This window comes from Marinobacterium iners (assembly GCF_017310015.1).
GTDB lineage: Bacteria > Pseudomonadota > Gammaproteobacteria > Pseudomonadales > Balneatricaceae > Marinobacterium > Marinobacterium iners.
In genome coordinates, this window is record NZ_CP022297.1 from 2,279,509 (window position 1) to 2,297,179 (window position 17,671).

A 17,671-nucleotide genomic window follows, 5' to 3' on the forward strand; every position below is an offset into this window, starting at 1 on the left:
TAGTACCTCGAGATGCCAGAACTGACACTTAACCAGTGGGCACGGTGCCAACTCAGGTGCGAGAGTATAGACAGATCACCCTTGGAATACAACGCGCCCAGCGCTACCTAAGGCTTAAGTCTAGTGTGAAGATCCAGACCTGCTGACTGGCTCGTATAATCATTTTCAGGTCGACATACAACTAATTATTTATTTCCCCAAAGCAGCTGAATTGCTAGGAAAAATCTTTCTGTTGCGATGCAACATTTCACCCACAAGGCTTAATTGACAATCCTGTTTCAAACTCTATAGTGGGTGGGTCCTTTTTCGGGCCATTTCCTATGAAGCGGCTCAGTAGCAAGCCGCAGCAATACAAAACAGAATGATAGGAGCCTCTGATGGCTGACAAGAAAGCACGTTTGACAGTCGATGGTCTGGACGAAGCGATCGAACTGCCGGTCTATTCCGGCACTGAAGGTCCCGACGTCATAGATGTACGCCCACTGACCGGCAAAGGCCTGTTCACCTACGACCCCGGCTTCGTGTCCACTGCGGCCTGCGAATCCAAGATCACCTATATCGATGGTGGCCAAGGCGTGCTGCTGCACCGCGGCTACCCGATCGAACAGCTGGCTGAAAAGTCCGACTACCTTGAAGTCTGCTACCTGCTGCTCAACGGTGAACTGCCCACGGCAGAAGAGAAAGATAAGTTCGTTAACACCATTTCTAACCACACCATGGTGCACGAACAGCTCAGCCAGTTCTTCAAGGGGTTCCGCCGTGACGCGCACCCAATGGCCATCATGTGCGGTGTTGTTGGTGCACTGTCAGCGTTCTATCACGACTCGCTCGATATCAATAACCCCCACCACCGCGAAGTCTGCGCGTATCGCCTGATCGCCAAGATGCCGACGCTTGCAGCCATGTGCTACAAGTATTCCATCGGCCAGCCGTTCATGTATCCGCAAAACGAACTCAGCTATGGCGCCAACTTCCTGCGCATGATGTTCGGCACCCCCTGCGCTGATTATGAAGTCAATCCTGTACTGGCTCGCGCCATGGATCGCATATTCATCCTGCATGCCGACCATGAACAGAACGCTTCCACTTCTACCGTTCGCCTGGCTGGCTCTTCCGGTGCGAACCCGTTTGCCTGCATCGCAGCCGGCATTGCCGCCCTGTGGGGACCGGCTCACGGCGGCGCAAACGAAGCGGTATTGACCATGCTGGATGAGATTGGCGATGAGGCCAACATCCCCGAGTTCATCGAAAAGGCCAAGGATCCGAACGATCCATTCCGCCTGATGGGCTTTGGCCATCGCGTATACCGCAACTTCGACCCTCGCGCCAAGGTAATGAAGAAGACCTGCGATGAAGTTCTGGCTCTGCTGGGTATCGAAAACGACCCTCAGCTGCAGATCGCCAAGAGACTGGAACAGATCGCACTCGAAGATGAATACTTCGTTGAGCGCAAGCTGTACCCGAACGTGGACTTCTATTCCGGCATCATCCTGAAAGCGATAGGCATTCCGACCAACATGTTCACCGTGATCTTTGCCCTCTCCCGCACCATCGGCTGGATCTCGCACTGGAACGAATTCCATTCCAGCCCGAACAAAATTGGCCGCCCGCGCCAGCTCTATACTGGTGCAAAGCAGCGTGATTATCCTGCCTGATTGCAATTAATCAAAAAGCCCTGCCTATGCAGGGTTTTTTTTGGTCCAAACAAACATTTAAATTAGGAAAAATTCCTACTGCTCATGACCTTTGGATAAGCTAAAGTGGTATCAGCAGGACGCTTGTACTCAGGAGGGATCCAACCATGGAACAGATATGCCAACACTGCCGCACTCTATTGAGCAGCGGAGTCCTTTCACGACACCATCTCAGCATCAGCAAAATCAGTGATAGTGAACTGATCAAATGCGATTTATGTGATGCATACCTGCTAAGCGAGCAGGACCACAGAGAGGTACTGAGTACGCGCCCAGCCACTGACGCAACATTGAATTTTCAGCATTGCACTTCAGGCGGCAGCTACAAGCAACTGCCACACTAAGGCATCCAGCCACAATTCACGCACACGCACTATACCTTACTCGACCCAGCCATTCGCTTTGTTTCAGACCAGAGCGTGCGCACCAGTCTTTTCAAGCCATCATCACCCTGAGTCAGCACGCCAACTTCAAGGCGCTTTTCCTCAAGATAACCCGCAAGCTCAACTTCCGAATTAAGACGACACAGGGATGAAAGACGGCATGCAATTTCGGCCAACTTGACACTATGCACATCCGCATCACCAGCCGCCAACCGCTGCCGGTCACGCCGACTACGCTCTTCACTCGAAATTGAACTATTGGCTGAGCCAGTCAGACATCGCACTCCGTCAGCAATTGAAGCGCCAAACGTACGCTCGACCTCTCGCAGCGTAACAGTTGTATCCTCAACCACATCATGCAACCAGGCCAGCGCTACCATCCTTGAGCCTGAGTTGTTGCAGGTCGCCACAAGCCCCGCAACTTCAGAAAGATGTTTCCAGTATGGCTCTGAAGTATGTCGAAGCCGCTGCCCTGCATGCGCCTCCATGGCAAATTCACGCACTTGCTGCAAACAGATTCCACCAGTGCTTTTACCCAACAACACCAATGCGCGAGAGCGGTCAAAAGCTTCAACATCAAAACCCACACTAGGCCTGGCCTGTGAGCTGTCGACCGCATCAACTGCAACTGTTTCGAATAGATCTGGACGAACTGCATCCAGATCATCCTCCACACCTAACAGATCGCTCAAGCTTTCAAACGCTTGATCATCTTCCCTGTTCGACATACCCCCTCCTTTTCCCTAGAGTTTGTACAAGCCACATTCAGGTGCAGTGTAACAAAAAAAGCCACTCGGCATGACCCGTAGTGGCTTTTTTATAAATCTGGTAGGACTAGGCGGACTCGAACCGCCGACCCCCACCATGTCAAGGTGGTGCTCTAACCAACTGAGCTATAGTCCTAAAATGTGCTGCGTATTATATAGATGATGACTTTGGGTGCAAGCCCCTCAGAGGGTATTTTTCTTTTTTTTCATACGCCTGCATCAAGTCATTCAACCACCTGGGCCTGTCTGATGCTGTTGCAGGTGACGCATTAAAGCCGACTCCGGCATTGGCTTGGCAAGCAGATAGCCCTGTATCTGATCACAGCCGGCCTGCTGCAAAAATCTTAGCTGATGATCTTTATCAACCCCTTCGGCCACCACTTTCATGTTAAGACTTCGCGCCAACGCCAGCATAGCCAGAATGATCTCTTCATCGCCATGGTTTTGCCCAATACCCACCACGAAGCTGCGATCTATTTTCAGGTAGTCCGCTCGCAGGTTACGAAGATTTCCAAGTGATGAATAGCCGGTACCGAAGTCGTCTACCGACAGGCGTATTCCGGCAGCGGCAAAGGAGGCCAGATTGGCTTCAAACCTGTCATTCAAATTGATAATTGCCGTTTCGGTTACTTCCACTGTGATCTTGTGCGCCGGAATACCATACTGATCCAGTAGGCTTATCATGCAATTGGCGATTTCGTCACGCGCCAACTGTACTGCCGATACATTAACACTAAGGTAAAAACGGCTGCTGTTGATCAATTCCCAGTCTGCCATACGCGCGATTACCTGCTCCAATTGCCAGCGACCAAGCTCAATGATCATGCCGCTTTCTTCTGCAACCGGAATAAATTCCGCCGGTGAAATCCACTCTCCCGTTTCAGTCTTCCAGCGCAGCAGCAACTCAGCCGCAACAGGCTTTAATGTCTGGGCATCGAATACTGGCTGGTAGTACATGCTGAAAACACGCTCAGGCCGCGTCAGCGCAAGTCTCAGTCCCTGCTCGATATTCACTCTTCGGCTGACTTGAAAGTCCATCTCTGCATTGAATATTCGATATACGCTACGACCATCATGCTTGGCCGCATAGAGTGCAAGATCAGCCTGCCGCAGCAGGGTTTGGGGGTCACTTTTGCCCCTTGCCGTTAGAGCCAAACCTATACTGGCCGTCAAACTGAAGCGCTGGCCTGCAAGCTCAAAGGGTTCGGCCAACAGATCGGTTATTCTCTGTGCCAATTGCGACGCCTGTTCGCGCCCCACATCCTGTACCATCACAATTGCAAATTCGTCCCCCCCCAAGCGCGCAAGGCACCCGCCTGGCGGAATCAGGTTATTAAGCCGGGTTACCATGCCAATCAGCAACTCATCCCCTCGGCCATGCCCAAGCGTGTCGTTGACCGCCTTGAAGTTATCCAGATCGATATACAGCAGCGCGAGATAGGAAGGGCCATCTGGCTGCAGCCATTGACCCAATCGCGACAGCAGCTCACGCCGATTGGGAAGTCCGGTCAGGTGATCATGATTGGCAAGATAAAGCGAGCGCTGTTCGGCCGCCCTGCGCGCGGTAATATCTTCATGCACCGCTACAAAATGAGTCAGCTCTCCTTTGCCGCTTTTGATCGGCGTGATTGTCTGTTCAACCATGAGCTGCTTGCCATCACGGGTATGATTGACTACTTCGCCACGCCAAACCTCACCCGCCATAATTGTGTCCCACAAGCGTCTGAAGAACAGTGCCGAGTGCTCACCTGAATTGAGAATGGCTGGCGTGCGCCCCAGAGCTTCTTCGGGCGCAAAGCCGGTCAGGCGCGTAAATGCCTGATTGACCCAGCGAATATCGCCACGGCTATCTGTAATCAGCACGGCATTGGCCGTGGTACTGATCGCTGCGCCCAGCAAGTGCAGCTCATCTATCAAACGATACTGGCGGTAGCGCATCCAGGCGATCAGAACTGATGCCATAAGTATCAACACCAACACCACACCCACTATCAACCACATGGTCGCTACCGTTCTATACCAGGGTGCCAACGCCTGATTACGATCGATGGTAAGCGTTAACAATAACGGAAGCATGGAGGTAGCACGGTAGGCTGTTACATTGGCGTCAGGCTGTTCAACAGCGTGATACAGCCCCCACTCGCGTTGGCGCACCAGCTCCAGCAACTCTCCGGGTGCTGCAGCAAAGCCTTTTGCAGCGACCGGCAGCTCCACCAGCGCTCGGCCATCATGACGATAAAGCTGCACCTGCGCCGGCAGGTTATCAATGATCGGCCGGAACAACTCACGCAACGCATCTGGGTTCAATACTGCAACAAGCCATGTCTGCTGCCCGGCCTCGGCCGAAAACAGCATGCATACCGGCAGCTTATACACTCCCTCAGGCCCGGTATCAGAGCCCAGGAAGCGCCCAGGCAGCGGCTCGGAAAAACGCAGCAATGCTGTAACAGGGGCACTTTCCGTACAGGCAAGGGACTCAATATGACTGCCATCACGCGCTATTGCGGAGCTCGCCAACACGGTTAAGCGACCCTCTTGTCGCTGCAGCACTGCCAGCTCACGCAGCTGGGGCGTCATGGAAACCAGCATCTGCATCCGCTGCTGCAGTTCTAGCGGTTGTTGCATCAACTCCTTACTGTGCTCCAACAGATCCTCCAGGGAACGCAAGCGCCCCTGTACGTCCTGAACCGTTCGAGTGACACTGCTCTCAAGCGAATGTGCCAGCAGGGTGGCTTCCTTTTCCAGCTCAGCTACCGCCCGCTGTGTACCCAGGTTGACGACAACCAACTGCATCACCACCAACGTGGTAATCAGCAGCAGCCCCAACAGCAAAACAGACAAGCCCGTCTTCAGGCTATACCGGGGTTTATCATCTGCTATAGTGCTTGGCATCGCTTACTCTCTGGAGACGTTAAATGCAGGTCAAGGCACCGTTACCCCTTTCTTGGGTTGCCCTCACGACGCTATTGTGCACCAGCCTTGGCCTGAATGCACAAACGAACTCTCCTGATCGACTCAACCGGATCATGCAATCACAGACGTTGCGAGTGTGTATCTGGCCCGACTACTTTTCCATCAGTGCACGCCACCCCAAGACGGGTCGTCTTGAGGGGATTGATATCGAGCTGGCGCATGAATTTGCACGCGACCTTGATGTGGAACTTGAGTTTGTCGAAACACATTTCGGCCGTTTCATGGATGACCTGGAAGCAGACGCCTGTGACATCGGAATGTTTTCGATAGCAATCACGGACGCACGCGCCCAGCGCATCGATTACAGTGAACCCTACCTGGCCAGCCAGATGTATGCGGTCAGCACACGCACGCATCCTGGCATACAACAGTGGAGTGATATTGACCAGCCCGGCGCCATTGTCTGTGTACAGGAAGGAACCTATATGGAGTCTCAAATGCGCAGCAGCCTGCAACATGCCGACATGATGGTAGTTAAAGACCCTCGAGAACGTGAGCAGGCTGTCATGTCAGGAATGGCGGATGTATTCATCACCGATTACCCTTACTCACGCAAGGTGCTTCGTTTCTATGACTGGGCTCGCCTGATTGAGCCTCCGGCATCAATGACTGAGCGCCCCTTCCGGTACGCATATGCCGTAGCCAAAGGGCAGCCCCAGTGGCTGGCACGGGTGAATCGCTTTGTCAGTGACATCAAACAAGACGGCCGCCTTAGAAAAGCAGCCGAGGCCAATGATCTTGGGCCCATTGTGTTAGAGGAGGTCGCGCCGCCTCACTGAACCAGATTGTGTTCCAGCGCATACCGCACCAGGCCTGCAGCTGTATGAATATTGAGCTTTGACTTGATGTTCTGACGGTGGGTTTCCACCGTCCGCACCGAAATTGACAGGGCACGGGCAATCTCCTTGTTGTTGTGCCCTTCCGCCAGTTGTCGCAACACCATGCGTTCCCGCGGTGTTAATTCCCCGGGCTCCTCTGCCGAATTCGCCGCCTCCGGGTCCGTGAAGTGACTGAACAAGGTCTGCGATGCACTGGCACTGAAGTAAGTACCGCCTTGGCAAACAGTTTCAATCGCCTTCACCATCTCGGCCGCAGAAACATCCTTCAGTATGTAGCCTCGGGCACCAGACTGAATCAGCTGTACCATATATTCCCGGTTGTCATGCATGCTCAGAATCAGCACTCGAGTTTCGGGTGAACGTGTACGCAGCTCACGCGTTGCCTCCAGTCCATTCATGATCGGCATGGACACATCCATCAACACCACGTCCGGCTTGAGAGACTGAACCAGCTCGATGGCTTCAAGACCATTGCCGGCCTGCCCAACCACTTCGATGCCGCCCTCATTTTCCAGCCGGGCCTGAATGCCATCAATGACCAGCGGATGATCATCCACCAGCAGCACCCTGATCGAGTCTGTCATCGCTCACCTCCTGTCTGCTGCAGGGACAAGCCCGCCAACAGTGTTGCCCCCTGCCCCTGCCGTGAAGCCAGCCTGAACTCGCCCCCCAGCAACTCGACCCGTTCGCGCATGTTGCGCAAGCCGATACCTTCGAATCGCTCCAGTACCTCAGGGTCAAACCCACAGCCATTATCCTGCATTTTCAGCCACAGCTGACCACCCTGCTGCCACAGACGTAAGCGTAGCAGCCCCGCACCTGAGTGTCGCTCCACATTGGTCAGCCCCTCTTGGACCAGGCGATAGACCGTAATTTCCACGTCCTCTGGCAGCCTTCCACCGGGCAAGCGGATATCCAGATCCAGTCGGATGCCGGTTCGCTCCGTAAAGCGATCAAGCAAGCCTTCCAGCGCCGCCTCCAGGCCCAGGTCATCCAGCAGAGTCGGTCTCAGGTCGTGAGAAATCCGACGCACTTCCTGAATCGCTTCATTCAGCACCTGATAACCCTTGTCCAGGTCAGTCAGTCCTTCCTGATTTCCCTGTTTCAGCTTGCGCTGCGCCAGCTCAATCCGGTACAGCACAGATACCATCAACTGGTTGATGCCATCATGCAATTCCCGCGAGAAGCGACGTCGGTCTGCCACGTTGGCCAGAATGGAACGATGCGCCAACAGCCTCAGACGACTGTCAGCCAAACGGTTCTCATGCAGGTTGATTGCAACTCCCAACAGGACCACCAACACCACAGCCACCGACATGATGACGAGCACGGTAAAAAAGGTGTTGCGAATATTACGGTTGACCTCGGCACGGATTTTGGCAACTTCTCGGCTGATATCATCCAGATAAAGACCGGTTCCCAGCATCCAGTTCCACTTGGGCAACATCACCGCATAGCTGATTTTCTCTTCACGTGCCTGCTTGGATGGCTTTTGCCACAGGTAGCGATGAAAGCCGCCGCCCTGTCGAGCGCGCTCCAGCAAATTGCGAATCACGTAATTGCCACGGGCGTCCTGCATGTCATACAGGTCCTGCCCGACCAGCTCCGGCTGTGTCGGGTGAACCAGGTTGACGCCTTCAAGCGTGTAAACGAAGAAATACCCGTCCTGATCATCACCGAAAGTCATATCAGTCAGGATCTGCTTGACTGCACTTTTGGCCTGGGCATCATCGGGGCCTGCCGTATCAACGATATGGGCGATGGATGTCAGCGCCAGGCTGACATAGTTTTCCAGTTCTCGTTGCTTGGAGCCCAGCAAATGCTGCTCAAACAGCCGGATCTCTTCCTCTGACAGCTGACGCGCCTGATTCATGCCAAGCCAGGCAACAGCCGAGGTCACCAGCATCATCGGAAGAATGGAAAGAAGGAGGATCTTGATCTTCAGCGGCATTGAACTGCACCCGCACGGCCAGAAAAATAAAACGCCTGAACGGCATAGGGCCGAACAGGCGTTCGTTAAGTCTAAACCAGACCGTAGAACCCTGGGAACAGGAGAATCGAAATCACGATTGCCACCTGCATGATGATAAAGGGCACGACCCCCTTGTAGATGTCCAGGGTACGCACATTGGGCGGCGCAACCCCCTTGAGGTAAAACAGACTGAAGCCGAAAGGTGGAGTCAGGAAGCTGGTCTGCAGATTCATTGCGATCAAGATCGCAAACCACACCGGCGCTATGCCCAGAAGTTCTGCTGCCGGCAGCAGAATCGGCACGATGATGAAACTGATTTCAACAAAATCGATAAAGAAGCCAAGAATCAGGATTGCCAACATCGACAGCAGCAGGAAGCCCATGGCCCCACCCGGCAGATTGGACAGGTAATGCTCTACAATCTCTTCACCACCGGTATAGCTGAACGCCATGGAGAACGCCGTGGCCCCCAACAGGATGGCAAAAACCATCGCCGTAACTTTCACAGTCTCGATGGCAGAGTTGTATACCATCTTCCAGCTGAACTGGCGGTAGATCAGCGCCAGCAGCAGAGCACCTACGCCACCCAGCGCCGAGGATTCGGTCGGTGTTGCAATACCGGCAAAGATCGAGCCCAGCACCACCAGAATCAGTGCCAGCGGAGGAATAATCGCTTTCAATGCCTTGAAGACTTGCTCCCGACGTGTGCCATCGTCCAGATCCATCGGCAAGGCCGGAGCCGCTGAAGGTTTCAGGTAGGTATACACCAGGATGTACAGAACATAGGCACCGATCAGAATGAATCCAGGCATGATGGCCGCCTGAAACAGATCACCGACCGGAATCCCCATCACGTCACCCAGAATAATCAGGATGATGGATGGCGGAATGATCTGCCCCAGCGTACCGGAGGCACAGATCGTGCCGCAGGCCAGCTTTTTGTCATAGTTGTACTTGAGCATGACCGGCAACGAGATCAGACCCATGGCGACTACGGACGCACCCACCACACCGGTCGAAGCAGCCAGCAGAGCACCTACCAGTACGGTGGAAATTGCCAGACCGCCTCGTACGCCACCAAACAGTTTGCCCATGGATTCCAGCAACTGCTCGGCCAGACGGGTTTTCTGCAGCACGATTCCCATGAACACGAACAAGGGCACCGCCATGAGCACCGTGTTTTCCATGATGCTCTGGATACGGAACGGCATGAAGGCAAACATGTCCGGTCCCTCGGCATAGACACCGAACCAGAGCGCCACACCGCCAAAAATGAAGGCCACCGGGAAGCCGATCAACAGCATGCCCAGGGCAACGAAAAACATTGTAATACCGATCATCGGGAATACCTTGTGCGTTAGTGCTGCATCGGGGTGTAGCCATCATCCCTGTGATGGCCCGCGAGCGTATTAACAGAATGAAGCATCATCCCGACACCACTGATGAAGGTGCAGAAAAAGGCAAAGGGAATAACTGCCTTAATCACCCAACGATACGGCAGACCACCGGGGTCGCCCGAGCCTTCACCCAGCTCAAAGGACTCGCGGGCGAAATCCACGCCATACCAGGCCACCAGCAGACAGAAGGGGAACAACAGCGTCAGGACACCGAAAAGGTCAATCCAGGCTTTCTTTTTCAGGCTCAACCCTTCATAGATCAGATCAACGCGCACATGGCCACCGACCCTCAGGGTAAACGGCACCCCAAGCATGAACATGGCAGCAAACAGATGCCACTCCAGCTCCTGCATGCCGATGGACACATCATTAAACAGGTAACGCGTGATCACGTCGTAGAAAACGTTGAACAGCATGATCACAAAAAGAACGGCAGAGATCTTGCCCAGCCAATCGGAAAAGGCGTTGATCGTCTGCTCAAGGCGTAACAGAAACATTCAGAATCCCTCGCAGCCCAAGGCTGTCAGATACATCTTCCGGATGCGGATCGAGGCTCCGCAACCGGAGCCTCGAAGAGAACAGGCTTACTCGAAGCTGTTCAGGTAGGCACGGTCTGCAATGTCAGTCCACTGACGTACCACACCCATGTACTCGGCCTGGGAGTCCAGAATCTCCTTGGCCAGCTCATCGTTGGCGGCATGCTCAGCCAGCAATTCATCGTTGGCCTTACTCAGCGCCTGGATGACTTCCGGCGGGAACTGCTTGACCTGAACATTCGGGAACTCCGCCTTCATGGTGGCCCAGTTCATACCGGACTCATGGTGCGACTGAATAGTCATGTCATAGGCCGCAACACGCATGGCAGTGGTCAGGATTTCCTGAAGGTCTGCAGGCAGCTTGTCAAAGGTACGCTTGTTGACCAGGAACTGCAGTTCGGTTGCAGGCTCATGCCAGCCGGTGTAGTAGTAGGGTGCAATCTTGTGGAAGCCCATGCGCAGGTCCATGGAAGGCCCCACCCATTCCAGTGCATCGATGGTGCGACGTTCCAAAGAGGTATACAGCTCACCCGGCGGAATGTTGGTCGGGTTGGCACCCAGCTTGGCCAGCACTTCACCCGCGAATCCCGGAATGCGCATTTTCAGGCCTTCCAGGTCTTCTACAGTATTGATCTCTTTCTGGAACCAGCCACCCATCTGCACACCGGTGTTGCCGCCCGGGAAAGACATCAGATTGAACGGCTCGTAGACCTTCTGCATCAGCTCCATGCCACCACCGTAGTAGAACCAGCCATACTGTTCGGTCGCGGTCATGCCAAACGGCATGGTGGTGAAGTACAGCGTGTTGGGCACCTTGCCTTTCCAGTAGTAGGACGCTGAGTGCCCCATGTCATACTGGCCGGCACGTACCATGTCGAAAACGCCAAAGGCTGACTTGTGCTTGTTGGCAGTATCGATACTGATTTCCAGACGCCCATTGGACATCTTGTTGGCCAGGTCTGCCATGCGGCGAGCCGGCTCGCTGAAAACGCCAAAATTCGTGGGCCAGGTTTCAGCCAGTTTCAGTTTGTGGACTTTCTCGGCCGCCTGAACGGGGCTAACCATGACAGCGGCGCAGGCAGCAGCGGCCATCAGTTTGCGGGCAAAGGTAAATTTAAGCATTGTTGTTATCTATCCTCTGTTGTCGAGTCTGACAATGACTCAGACGAGTCATCAGCCATGACATTATCGACAGCAAAGGCACAGGCCGGTATCGGAAATACCACCCAGAGACGGGAGTGGTTCTACGCAGCCGATACCGCATACTACGCAATATGCGATACGTGTTTTTACGTAGGTGCCTCCCCTGGTCCTTCACACAGATCCACAAATGAATACGCATATTCAGGCGGGATCAGCAGATCAATGCTAACCCCATGGTCGGAGTGAATCTCAACCTGAGCATTCAGATGCCCTGCCCGCTCACGAATCCCCATCAAGCCAAAACCAGAAGTTTCGACTCCACCATTCTGTTCCGACATAAAGCCTACACCGTCATCGGCGATAGTCATACGCAGCCCGTCAGGTTCGTCTCGCAGGCGTACCAGTACCCAGGTTCCACCTGCATGGCGTGTCACGTTGGACAGTGCCTCCTGTGCGATGCGATACAAATTCGATACCAGATCAGGTTTGAGCGGCCGGCTCTGTTCAATATCAAATTCAACTGCGTAATCAAGCTGTTCCAGCAAGTTCACGGCCGGTAAACTGGTCAGACTCACACCGAGGCCAAAATCACTCAGCTCATAAGGCCTCAGCATCCTGATTCGGTTGTAGACCGTGTCATAGATATTGTCGATCAGCTCGGCGGCCAGCTGCAGGTTCTGTTGCGGCAAGCGAGCCTGCTCCAGCTCCTGACGCTGCAATTGCAGGTGCATGCGTACAGCAACCAGCAGCTGCGCCATATCATCGTGCAACTCGTTCGACAGCCGCAGTCGTTCACGCTCCTGGGTTTGCATCAAGTGCTGAAGGATCTGGCGCTTTTCTTCAATGTTCTGTGACAGTCTCTGGTTGACCCCTTCCAGCGTTTGCTCTCGCTCTTTCAGGCGGTTAACGATCGCAATGATCTCTTCGCCTATAAGATTGAATTCCCGAATATAGCTTTGCGGCCAACGGGTGTTGCTCTGACGGTTGGCCAGACGGGTAAGGCTGATTAATTGCTGCAACTGCCGGTCAACCGCCGATGACAACAAAAAGGACGAGAGCAGCGAGACGACCAGTGCCAGCAGACAGCCATACAGCAGCGTTTCCGCCAGCGCATCGCGTAATTGACGCTGCGCACTGGCATCAGCCAGCAAACCTATCCGCAGCTGCGGCCCAAGCGGAGTAAGGCCGTTCGAGAGCACCAGATCTTCGGCCATAACCGAATTACTGGATTCGAGTTCCGGCTGGAGCCGACTCAGCACTCGGTCACCATCAAAAAGCGCCAAATGACGTAAATTGTCACTTTTGACCAAAATGGAGCTCAGCAAATAGCGATTCCCACCCAGGCGCATCCCCGACAGTAGCTGGCCAACGATCTTGCCACTGTCGTGCAGGTAAAGCGGCACCGAATATACGGCAAGCTGTTCACCACCCACCTCAAGCAGTTTCCAGCCCTTGTACTGAAAACTGCCATGCTGTTTGATCAGCTGTTCACAGGGCAACTGGTTAAGTTCAGGGGTATAACTGAGCGACAACAGGCAACGCCCCGACTCAAAAAAAGAGAGCGCCACAAAATCATAGCGACGGTTTTCGTGGCTTTCCTCCCACCGCTCAAAGCCGGTTTCAAGCCGGCCAGGGCTTTGGGTGTAGAGTGTTTCAATGCGGGTACGATCGGCCGCCAACGTCAAGACTTCGGTTTCAATTTGCTGCAGATAGTCCGTTACACGCTCTTCATAGCGCAGAGCAAGGCTGCGATTGAGTGTATATGCCTGCTCCTCAATCACACTGCGTGATTGGATGAAGGTAACGACCAGAAACACGGCTACAAATATCAGCGAGATGCCCAATGTAAGCCAAAATGTCAGCGTTTTGAAGCGCAGCCTGCCCATGCGATTAGTATCCGCCTGCGCTGTAGCGCCTCGCCAGCGCCTCGTACGCCTGTATTTCTTCCACACTCATGCTGTCATCCAGCACGACAAAATCGCTGGAGTAGATCAACGGCTGCGGCTTGCCCTCAAGGTCACGCTTGATCGCTTCCGCGATGGCGATGGCATTGTCATCATTCATGCGCATCAGAACTGCTTTAAGCCCCCCCAGGCGCAGCTGCTCAATCTCGGCGGGACTGCCACCCCAGCCGTTGACAACCACATCAGCTCTTCCCAGCTCGGCCAGGGCATCCACTGCTCCCAGCGCCACGTCAGTAGAGCAGGCATAAATGTAGTCAAGCTCGGGGTGTTCACGCAGCATCTGCAACGCCGCCTTGCGCCCTCCAACTCGACTGGAATCGGTGTAATAACTGCTGCGCAGACGGTGACTCTCGGGCACCGATTGAATGTAGGTCATTCCGCGCAACTGACTGATCAGACCCTGGCTACGAAACAGCACACCATAGTCGGCACCCTGAGGAAAACGTTTCCCAAAGTGATCAGCCAACAGACGCGCCCCTTCAGCATGATCGAAACCGACATACATGTGTGGCTGGCGGTCACCCCATGCCTTGAGCGGCGTAGTGATGTTCTGCAGAATCAGCCGCGTATCCGTATTTTGGATCAGTCGCTCGATGATCGACTGCTGGCGCGATGAATCAAGGGTATAAAGGAGGTAATCCGGCTGCCAGTCCAGCAGTTCACGTATCTGGTTTACCTGCTCGACCAGCTGGATATTCGGCTCGGTATAGCGTGCTTCCAGATGATATCGAATACCGAGCTGGTTCAGCCGCTGCTGCAGGGCCCGTTCGCTGTCCGGCCAGTAACTTGATGCCTGCAGAGAGGGATATACCATGGCGATGCGCAGCGGCCTCGCCTGCAGGTCTGCCTCAACAGGCTCAGCGCGCTGGCGAACCGCTTCAGTCAACTCAGCCAGCCAGGGCCTCTGCTCAGGATGTTGCCGGTAATACTCGTCATAGTGCCAATAGTCACTGATGCCTGCAGCCGTCGCCACGGTCGTCACCAACAGCAATACCAGCCCAAACACGCCTGCTCTGACCAGGCAGAGTACCTGTTTCACTCCCTGCATGATTCGCCACATCCTTTTTGCTTGGTTTACAATTTTCAACCTGCACCCTCATGCACGCAGGGAAAATACCACTGTCATCATCAGACCCACAACTACGACCCCGCCCTTGACCCAGGCAACCGGCAACAGGCGCGACAGGGCAGCACCCTGATAGCCGCCCAGCGTTGCCGCAAGCATCATCACCAATGCTTCAACCCAAAGCACCTTGCCGGCGATGGCAAAAGCCACAACGGAAATCATCGACAGTACGAATGACAGCCAGTTTTTCAGGCCGTTCATCAGCAACATATTTGCCATGCCGGCGGCTGCAAACATCGCCAGCAACATGATTCCCAGCCCGCCATTAAAATAGCCCCCGTAGACGGCCACCACAAATAGGCCTGGCAGCAGAGGCAGGGGGTTTTCACTGTTGCGCACCAGGGCCAGCAGCTTCTGACCAAAGGCAAATATCAAGGTTGCCAACAGCAACAACAGCGGCACCACTTTCGAGAACAGCTCGGCCGGTGTCACCAGCAGCAACAGCGCTCCTGCCAAGCCGCCAGCCAGACCCACAACCGACATCTGCACATGCTCTCGCATGGACAGACTGCGCAACTCCTTGCGAAACCCGGCCGCTCCGCCCAGATACCCGGGCAATACGGCCACGGCACTGGTGGCATTTGCCGTTATCGGGGGCACGCCGGCCCAAACCAGCGCCGGAAAGGTCAGAAAAGAGCCGCCTCCGGCAATTGAGTTCAGCACCCCTGCCAGATATCCAGCCACTATTAATACACTCCACTCCAGCATCGGATACCCTCAACCGCTGTGCTTCAAACGTTCCAGCTCGTCCCGGTAGCGGGCTGCCTGCTCGAACTCCAGATTTTTGGCCGCTTCGTACATTTTGTCCTCGAGGCGCGTGATGGTCTTTGCCAGCTCTGCAGGGCTGAGCAGCTGGGCATCAACCCGGTATTCGGCATCCGGTTCGGCAGCCTTGCGCGCGCCGCCCTTGCCACGCTTGCCGGGAATCTGGCTGGCACCCTCCATGATATCAGCCACGGACTTGCTGATGCCTCTGGGTGTAATGCCATGCTCGGCATTGAAAGCGATCTGTTTGTTGCGACGCCGCTCCGTTTCATCAATGGCGCGTTGCATCGAGCCTGTCATGCGATCAGCATAAAGGATGGCACGCCCATTGACGTTACGCGCCGCGCGACCGATGGTCTGGATCATGGAGGTTTCCGAACGCAGGAAGCCTTCCTTGTCGGCATCCAGAATGGTCACCAGTGATACCTCCGGCATGTCGATCCCTTCACGCAACAGGTTAATACCAACCAGCACGTCAAATTCACCGATGCGCAAATCACGAATAATTTCCACTCGTTCAACCGTATCGATATCCGAATGCAGATAGCGCACCCGCACATTATGCTCGGCCAGATACTCAGTGAGATCCTCAGCCATTCGCTTGGTGAGCACAGTCACAATCACTCGCTCCTTGCGTGCGACCACAAGGTTGATTTCGGTCAGCAGATCATCCACCTGATTGATTGCAGGACGTACTTCAACCTGCGGGTCCACCAGTCCGGTCGGCCGTACCACTTGCTCTACAATCTGCTGAGCATTCGCGGCCTCGTACTTGCTGGGCGTGGCGGAAACGAAAATCATCTGTGGCGCCTGTTGCTCCCATTCCTCAAACTTCATCGGCCGGTTGTCCAGCGCTGAAGGCAGCCTGAAACCGTATTCAACCAGGGTTTCCTTGCGCGAGCGGTCGCCCCTATACATGGCGCCGATCTGCGGCACGGTGACATGAGACTCGTCGAGCACCAGCAGCGCACTGTCAGGCAGGTAATCGAACAGGGTGGGCGGCGCCTGCCCGGGATCACGCCCGGACAGGTAGCGCGAGTAATTTTCGATGCCGGAGCAATAGCCCAGCTCCATGATCATTTCAATATCGTACAGGGTACGCTGTTCAAGTCGCTGTGCTTCCACCAGCTTATTGTTGTCGCGCAGCTGCTTCAGCCGCTCGCGCAACTCCTCCTTGATATGTTCGGTGGCTTCAAGCAGGGTTTCACGCGGTGTGACGTAGTGGGTTTTGGGGTAGATGGTAGCGCGTGGCACCTTGCGCAAGACTTCGCCGGTCAAGGGATCGAACCAGGCGATCTGATCCACCTCGTCACCAAACAGCTCAATACGGATGGCGTCCCTGTCCGATTCAGCCGGGTACACATCAATCACGTCACCGCGTACTCGATAGGTACCACGATGGAATTCGATATCGTTGCGGGTGTACTGCAGCTCTGCCAGCCTGCGCAACAGATCACGCTGATCGATCACATCGCCTCTGTCCAGGTGGAGCATCATCGACAGATAGGACTTGGGGTCGCCCAAACCATAAATGGCAGATACCGTTGCCACGATGATGGCGTCATCCCGCTCCAGCAGCGCCTTGGTAGCGGACAGGCGCATCTGCTCGATATGATCATTGATCGAGGCGTCCTTTTCGATAAAGGTATCAGACGCCGGCACATAGGCCTCCGGCTGGTAATAATCGTAATAGGAGACAAAGTATTCAACCGCATTGTCCGGGAAGAACTCCTTGAACTCGCCATACAGCTGTGCCGCCAACGTCTTGTTGTGCGCCATGATAATGGTGGGGCGCTGCACGGCGGCGATCACATTGGCAATGGTGAAGGTCTTACCCGATCCTGTCACGCCCAACAGGGTCTGGGCTGCAAGCCCCGACTCCAGCCCGTCAACCAGCTCACTGATTGCCTTCGGCTGATCGCCGGCGGGCGCAAATGCCGACTGTACTCTGAACCTCTGTTTCATTTTTCCACCTGTTTCAAACCAGCCGCCGATTATACCTGTTTTGATGCAACACACAGAAACCAGCCTGCAACGCCCGCCGATACGCATTTTTTCATAACGGGGCATTCAGACCCGGTGCGTTATGCTGTATGCTCTTTTGGCTATGCA

At 54.6% G+C, this 17,671-nt stretch carries 13 protein-coding genes and 1 tRNA gene; 2 read left to right on the forward strand and 12 right to left on the reverse strand.

Translation table 11 applies throughout. The features are described from left to right. Positions 1-377: 377 nt before the first annotated feature. A complete protein-coding gene (gene gltA, locus CFI10_RS10955) occupies positions 378-1,655 on the forward strand; it encodes a citrate synthase (RefSeq protein ID WP_206834450.1) in 1,278 nt (425 codons plus the stop codon). Between the two features lie 412 nt (positions 1,656-2,067). Here the strand turns inward: gltA and CFI10_RS10960 are convergent, their stop codons facing one another. The 3 genes from CFI10_RS10960 to CFI10_RS10970 all read right to left on the reverse strand — a co-directional run bounded on the left by CFI10_RS10960 (position 2,068) and on the right by CFI10_RS10970 (position 5,685). Next, the gene (locus CFI10_RS10960) at positions 2,068-2,805 is read right to left on the reverse strand and encodes an HD domain-containing protein (protein WP_206834451.1); all 738 of its coding nucleotides are present in this window, start codon (positions 2,803-2,805) and stop codon (positions 2,068-2,070) included. A 98-nt stretch (positions 2,806-2,903) separates the two neighbouring features. Beyond that, positions 2,904-2,980, reverse strand: a tRNA-Val gene (locus CFI10_RS10965). Positions 2,981-3,072: 92 nt separating this feature from the next. Further along, positions 3,073-5,685 carry a putative bifunctional diguanylate cyclase/phosphodiesterase gene (locus CFI10_RS10970; RefSeq protein ID WP_206834452.1) on the reverse strand — a complete coding sequence of 871 codons (2,613 nt, stop codon included), beginning with the start codon at positions 5,683-5,685 and terminating at the stop codon, positions 3,073-3,075. A gap of 185 nt (positions 5,686-5,870) precedes the next feature. Here CFI10_RS10970 and CFI10_RS10975 point away from each other — a divergent pair, with 185 nt between their 5' ends. Further along, on the forward strand, positions 5,871-6,596 hold the full coding sequence (locus tag CFI10_RS10975; protein WP_242529965.1) for a substrate-binding periplasmic protein: 726 nt from the start codon (positions 5,871-5,873) through the stop codon (positions 6,594-6,596). On the opposite strand, the gene CFI10_RS10980 is transcribed toward CFI10_RS10975, so the two are convergent. From CFI10_RS10980 to uvrB, 9 genes are all read right to left on the reverse strand, one after another. Next, positions 6,590-7,240: a response regulator gene (locus tag CFI10_RS10980; protein ID WP_091823560.1), complete on the reverse strand. Its 651-nt coding sequence runs from the start codon at positions 7,238-7,240 to the stop codon at positions 6,590-6,592. The two genes, CFI10_RS10975 and CFI10_RS10980, sit on opposite strands and share 7 nt — an antisense overlap. Then, complete coding sequence (locus CFI10_RS10985; RefSeq protein WP_206834454.1) at positions 7,237-8,607, reverse strand: cache domain-containing protein; 1,371 nt, start codon at positions 8,605-8,607, stop codon at positions 7,237-7,239. Before CFI10_RS10985 ends, CFI10_RS10980 begins: the two co-directional genes overlap by 4 nt. A 71-nt stretch (positions 8,608-8,678) precedes the next feature. Continuing rightward, on the reverse strand, positions 8,679-9,968 hold the full coding sequence (locus CFI10_RS10990; RefSeq protein ID WP_206834455.1) for a TRAP transporter large permease: 1,290 nt from the start codon (positions 9,966-9,968) through the stop codon (positions 8,679-8,681). 17 nt (positions 9,969-9,985) lie between these two features. Then, positions 9,986-10,522 carry a TRAP transporter small permease subunit gene (locus CFI10_RS10995; RefSeq protein ID WP_091823569.1) on the reverse strand — a complete coding sequence of 179 codons (537 nt, stop codon included), beginning with the start codon at positions 10,520-10,522 and terminating at the stop codon, positions 9,986-9,988. Between the two features lie 87 nt (positions 10,523-10,609). Continuing rightward, positions 10,610-11,683, reverse strand: a complete 1,074-nt coding sequence (locus tag CFI10_RS11000) for a TRAP transporter substrate-binding protein (RefSeq protein ID WP_091823572.1) — start codon at positions 11,681-11,683, stop codon at positions 10,610-10,612. 167 nt (positions 11,684-11,850) lie between these two features. Continuing rightward, positions 11,851-13,590: a sensor histidine kinase gene (locus CFI10_RS11005; RefSeq protein WP_206834456.1), complete on the reverse strand. Its 1,740-nt coding sequence runs from the start codon at positions 13,588-13,590 to the stop codon at positions 11,851-11,853. Positions 13,591-13,594: 4 nt separating this feature from the next. Further along, on the reverse strand, positions 13,595-14,716 hold the full coding sequence (locus tag CFI10_RS11010) for a substrate-binding domain-containing protein (protein WP_206834457.1): 1,122 nt from the start codon (positions 14,714-14,716) through the stop codon (positions 13,595-13,597). A gap of 48 nt (positions 14,717-14,764) precedes the next feature. Next, complete coding sequence (locus CFI10_RS11015; protein ID WP_242529966.1) at positions 14,765-15,478, reverse strand: sulfite exporter TauE/SafE family protein; 714 nt, start codon at positions 15,476-15,478, stop codon at positions 14,765-14,767. Positions 15,479-15,511: 33 nt separating this feature from the next. Beyond that, positions 15,512-17,524, reverse strand: coding sequence for an excinuclease ABC subunit UvrB (gene uvrB, locus CFI10_RS11020; RefSeq protein WP_091823836.1), 2,013 nt, complete (start codon positions 17,522-17,524; stop codon positions 15,512-15,514). Positions 17,525-17,671: the final 147 nt, after the last annotated feature.

Coding starts and splice junctions, on each gene's coding strand:
- CFI10_RS10975 (WP_242529965.1), top strand. CDS start 5,871: ATGCAATCACAGACGTTGCGAGTGTGTATCTGGCCCGACTACTTTTCC.
- CFI10_RS11000 (WP_091823572.1), bottom strand. CDS start 11,683: ATGCTTAAATTTACCTTTGCCCGCAAACTGATGGCCGCTGCTGCCTGC.
- CFI10_RS11005 (WP_206834456.1), bottom strand. CDS start 13,590: ATGGGCAGGCTGCGCTTCAAAACGCTGACATTTTGGCTTACATTGGGC.
- CFI10_RS11010 (WP_206834457.1), bottom strand. CDS start 14,716: ATGCAGGGAGTGAAACAGGTACTCTGCCTGGTCAGAGCAGGCGTGTTT.
- CFI10_RS10985 (WP_206834454.1), bottom strand. CDS start 8,607: ATGCCGCTGAAGATCAAGATCCTCCTTCTTTCCATTCTTCCGATGATG.
- uvrB (WP_091823836.1), bottom strand. CDS start 17,524: ATGAAACAGAGGTTCAGAGTACAGTCGGCATTTGCGCCCGCCGGCGAT.
- gltA (WP_206834450.1), top strand. CDS start 378: ATGGCTGACAAGAAAGCACGTTTGACAGTCGATGGTCTGGACGAAGCG.
- CFI10_RS10995 (WP_091823569.1), bottom strand. CDS start 10,522: ATGTTTCTGTTACGCCTTGAGCAGACGATCAACGCCTTTTCCGATTGG.
- CFI10_RS10980 (WP_091823560.1), bottom strand. CDS start 7,240: ATGACAGACTCGATCAGGGTGCTGCTGGTGGATGATCATCCGCTGGTC.
- CFI10_RS10990 (WP_206834455.1), bottom strand. CDS start 9,968: ATGATCGGTATTACAATGTTTTTCGTTGCCCTGGGCATGCTGTTGATC.
- CFI10_RS10960 (WP_206834451.1), bottom strand. CDS start 2,805: ATGTCGAACAGGGAAGATGATCAAGCGTTTGAAAGCTTGAGCGATCTG.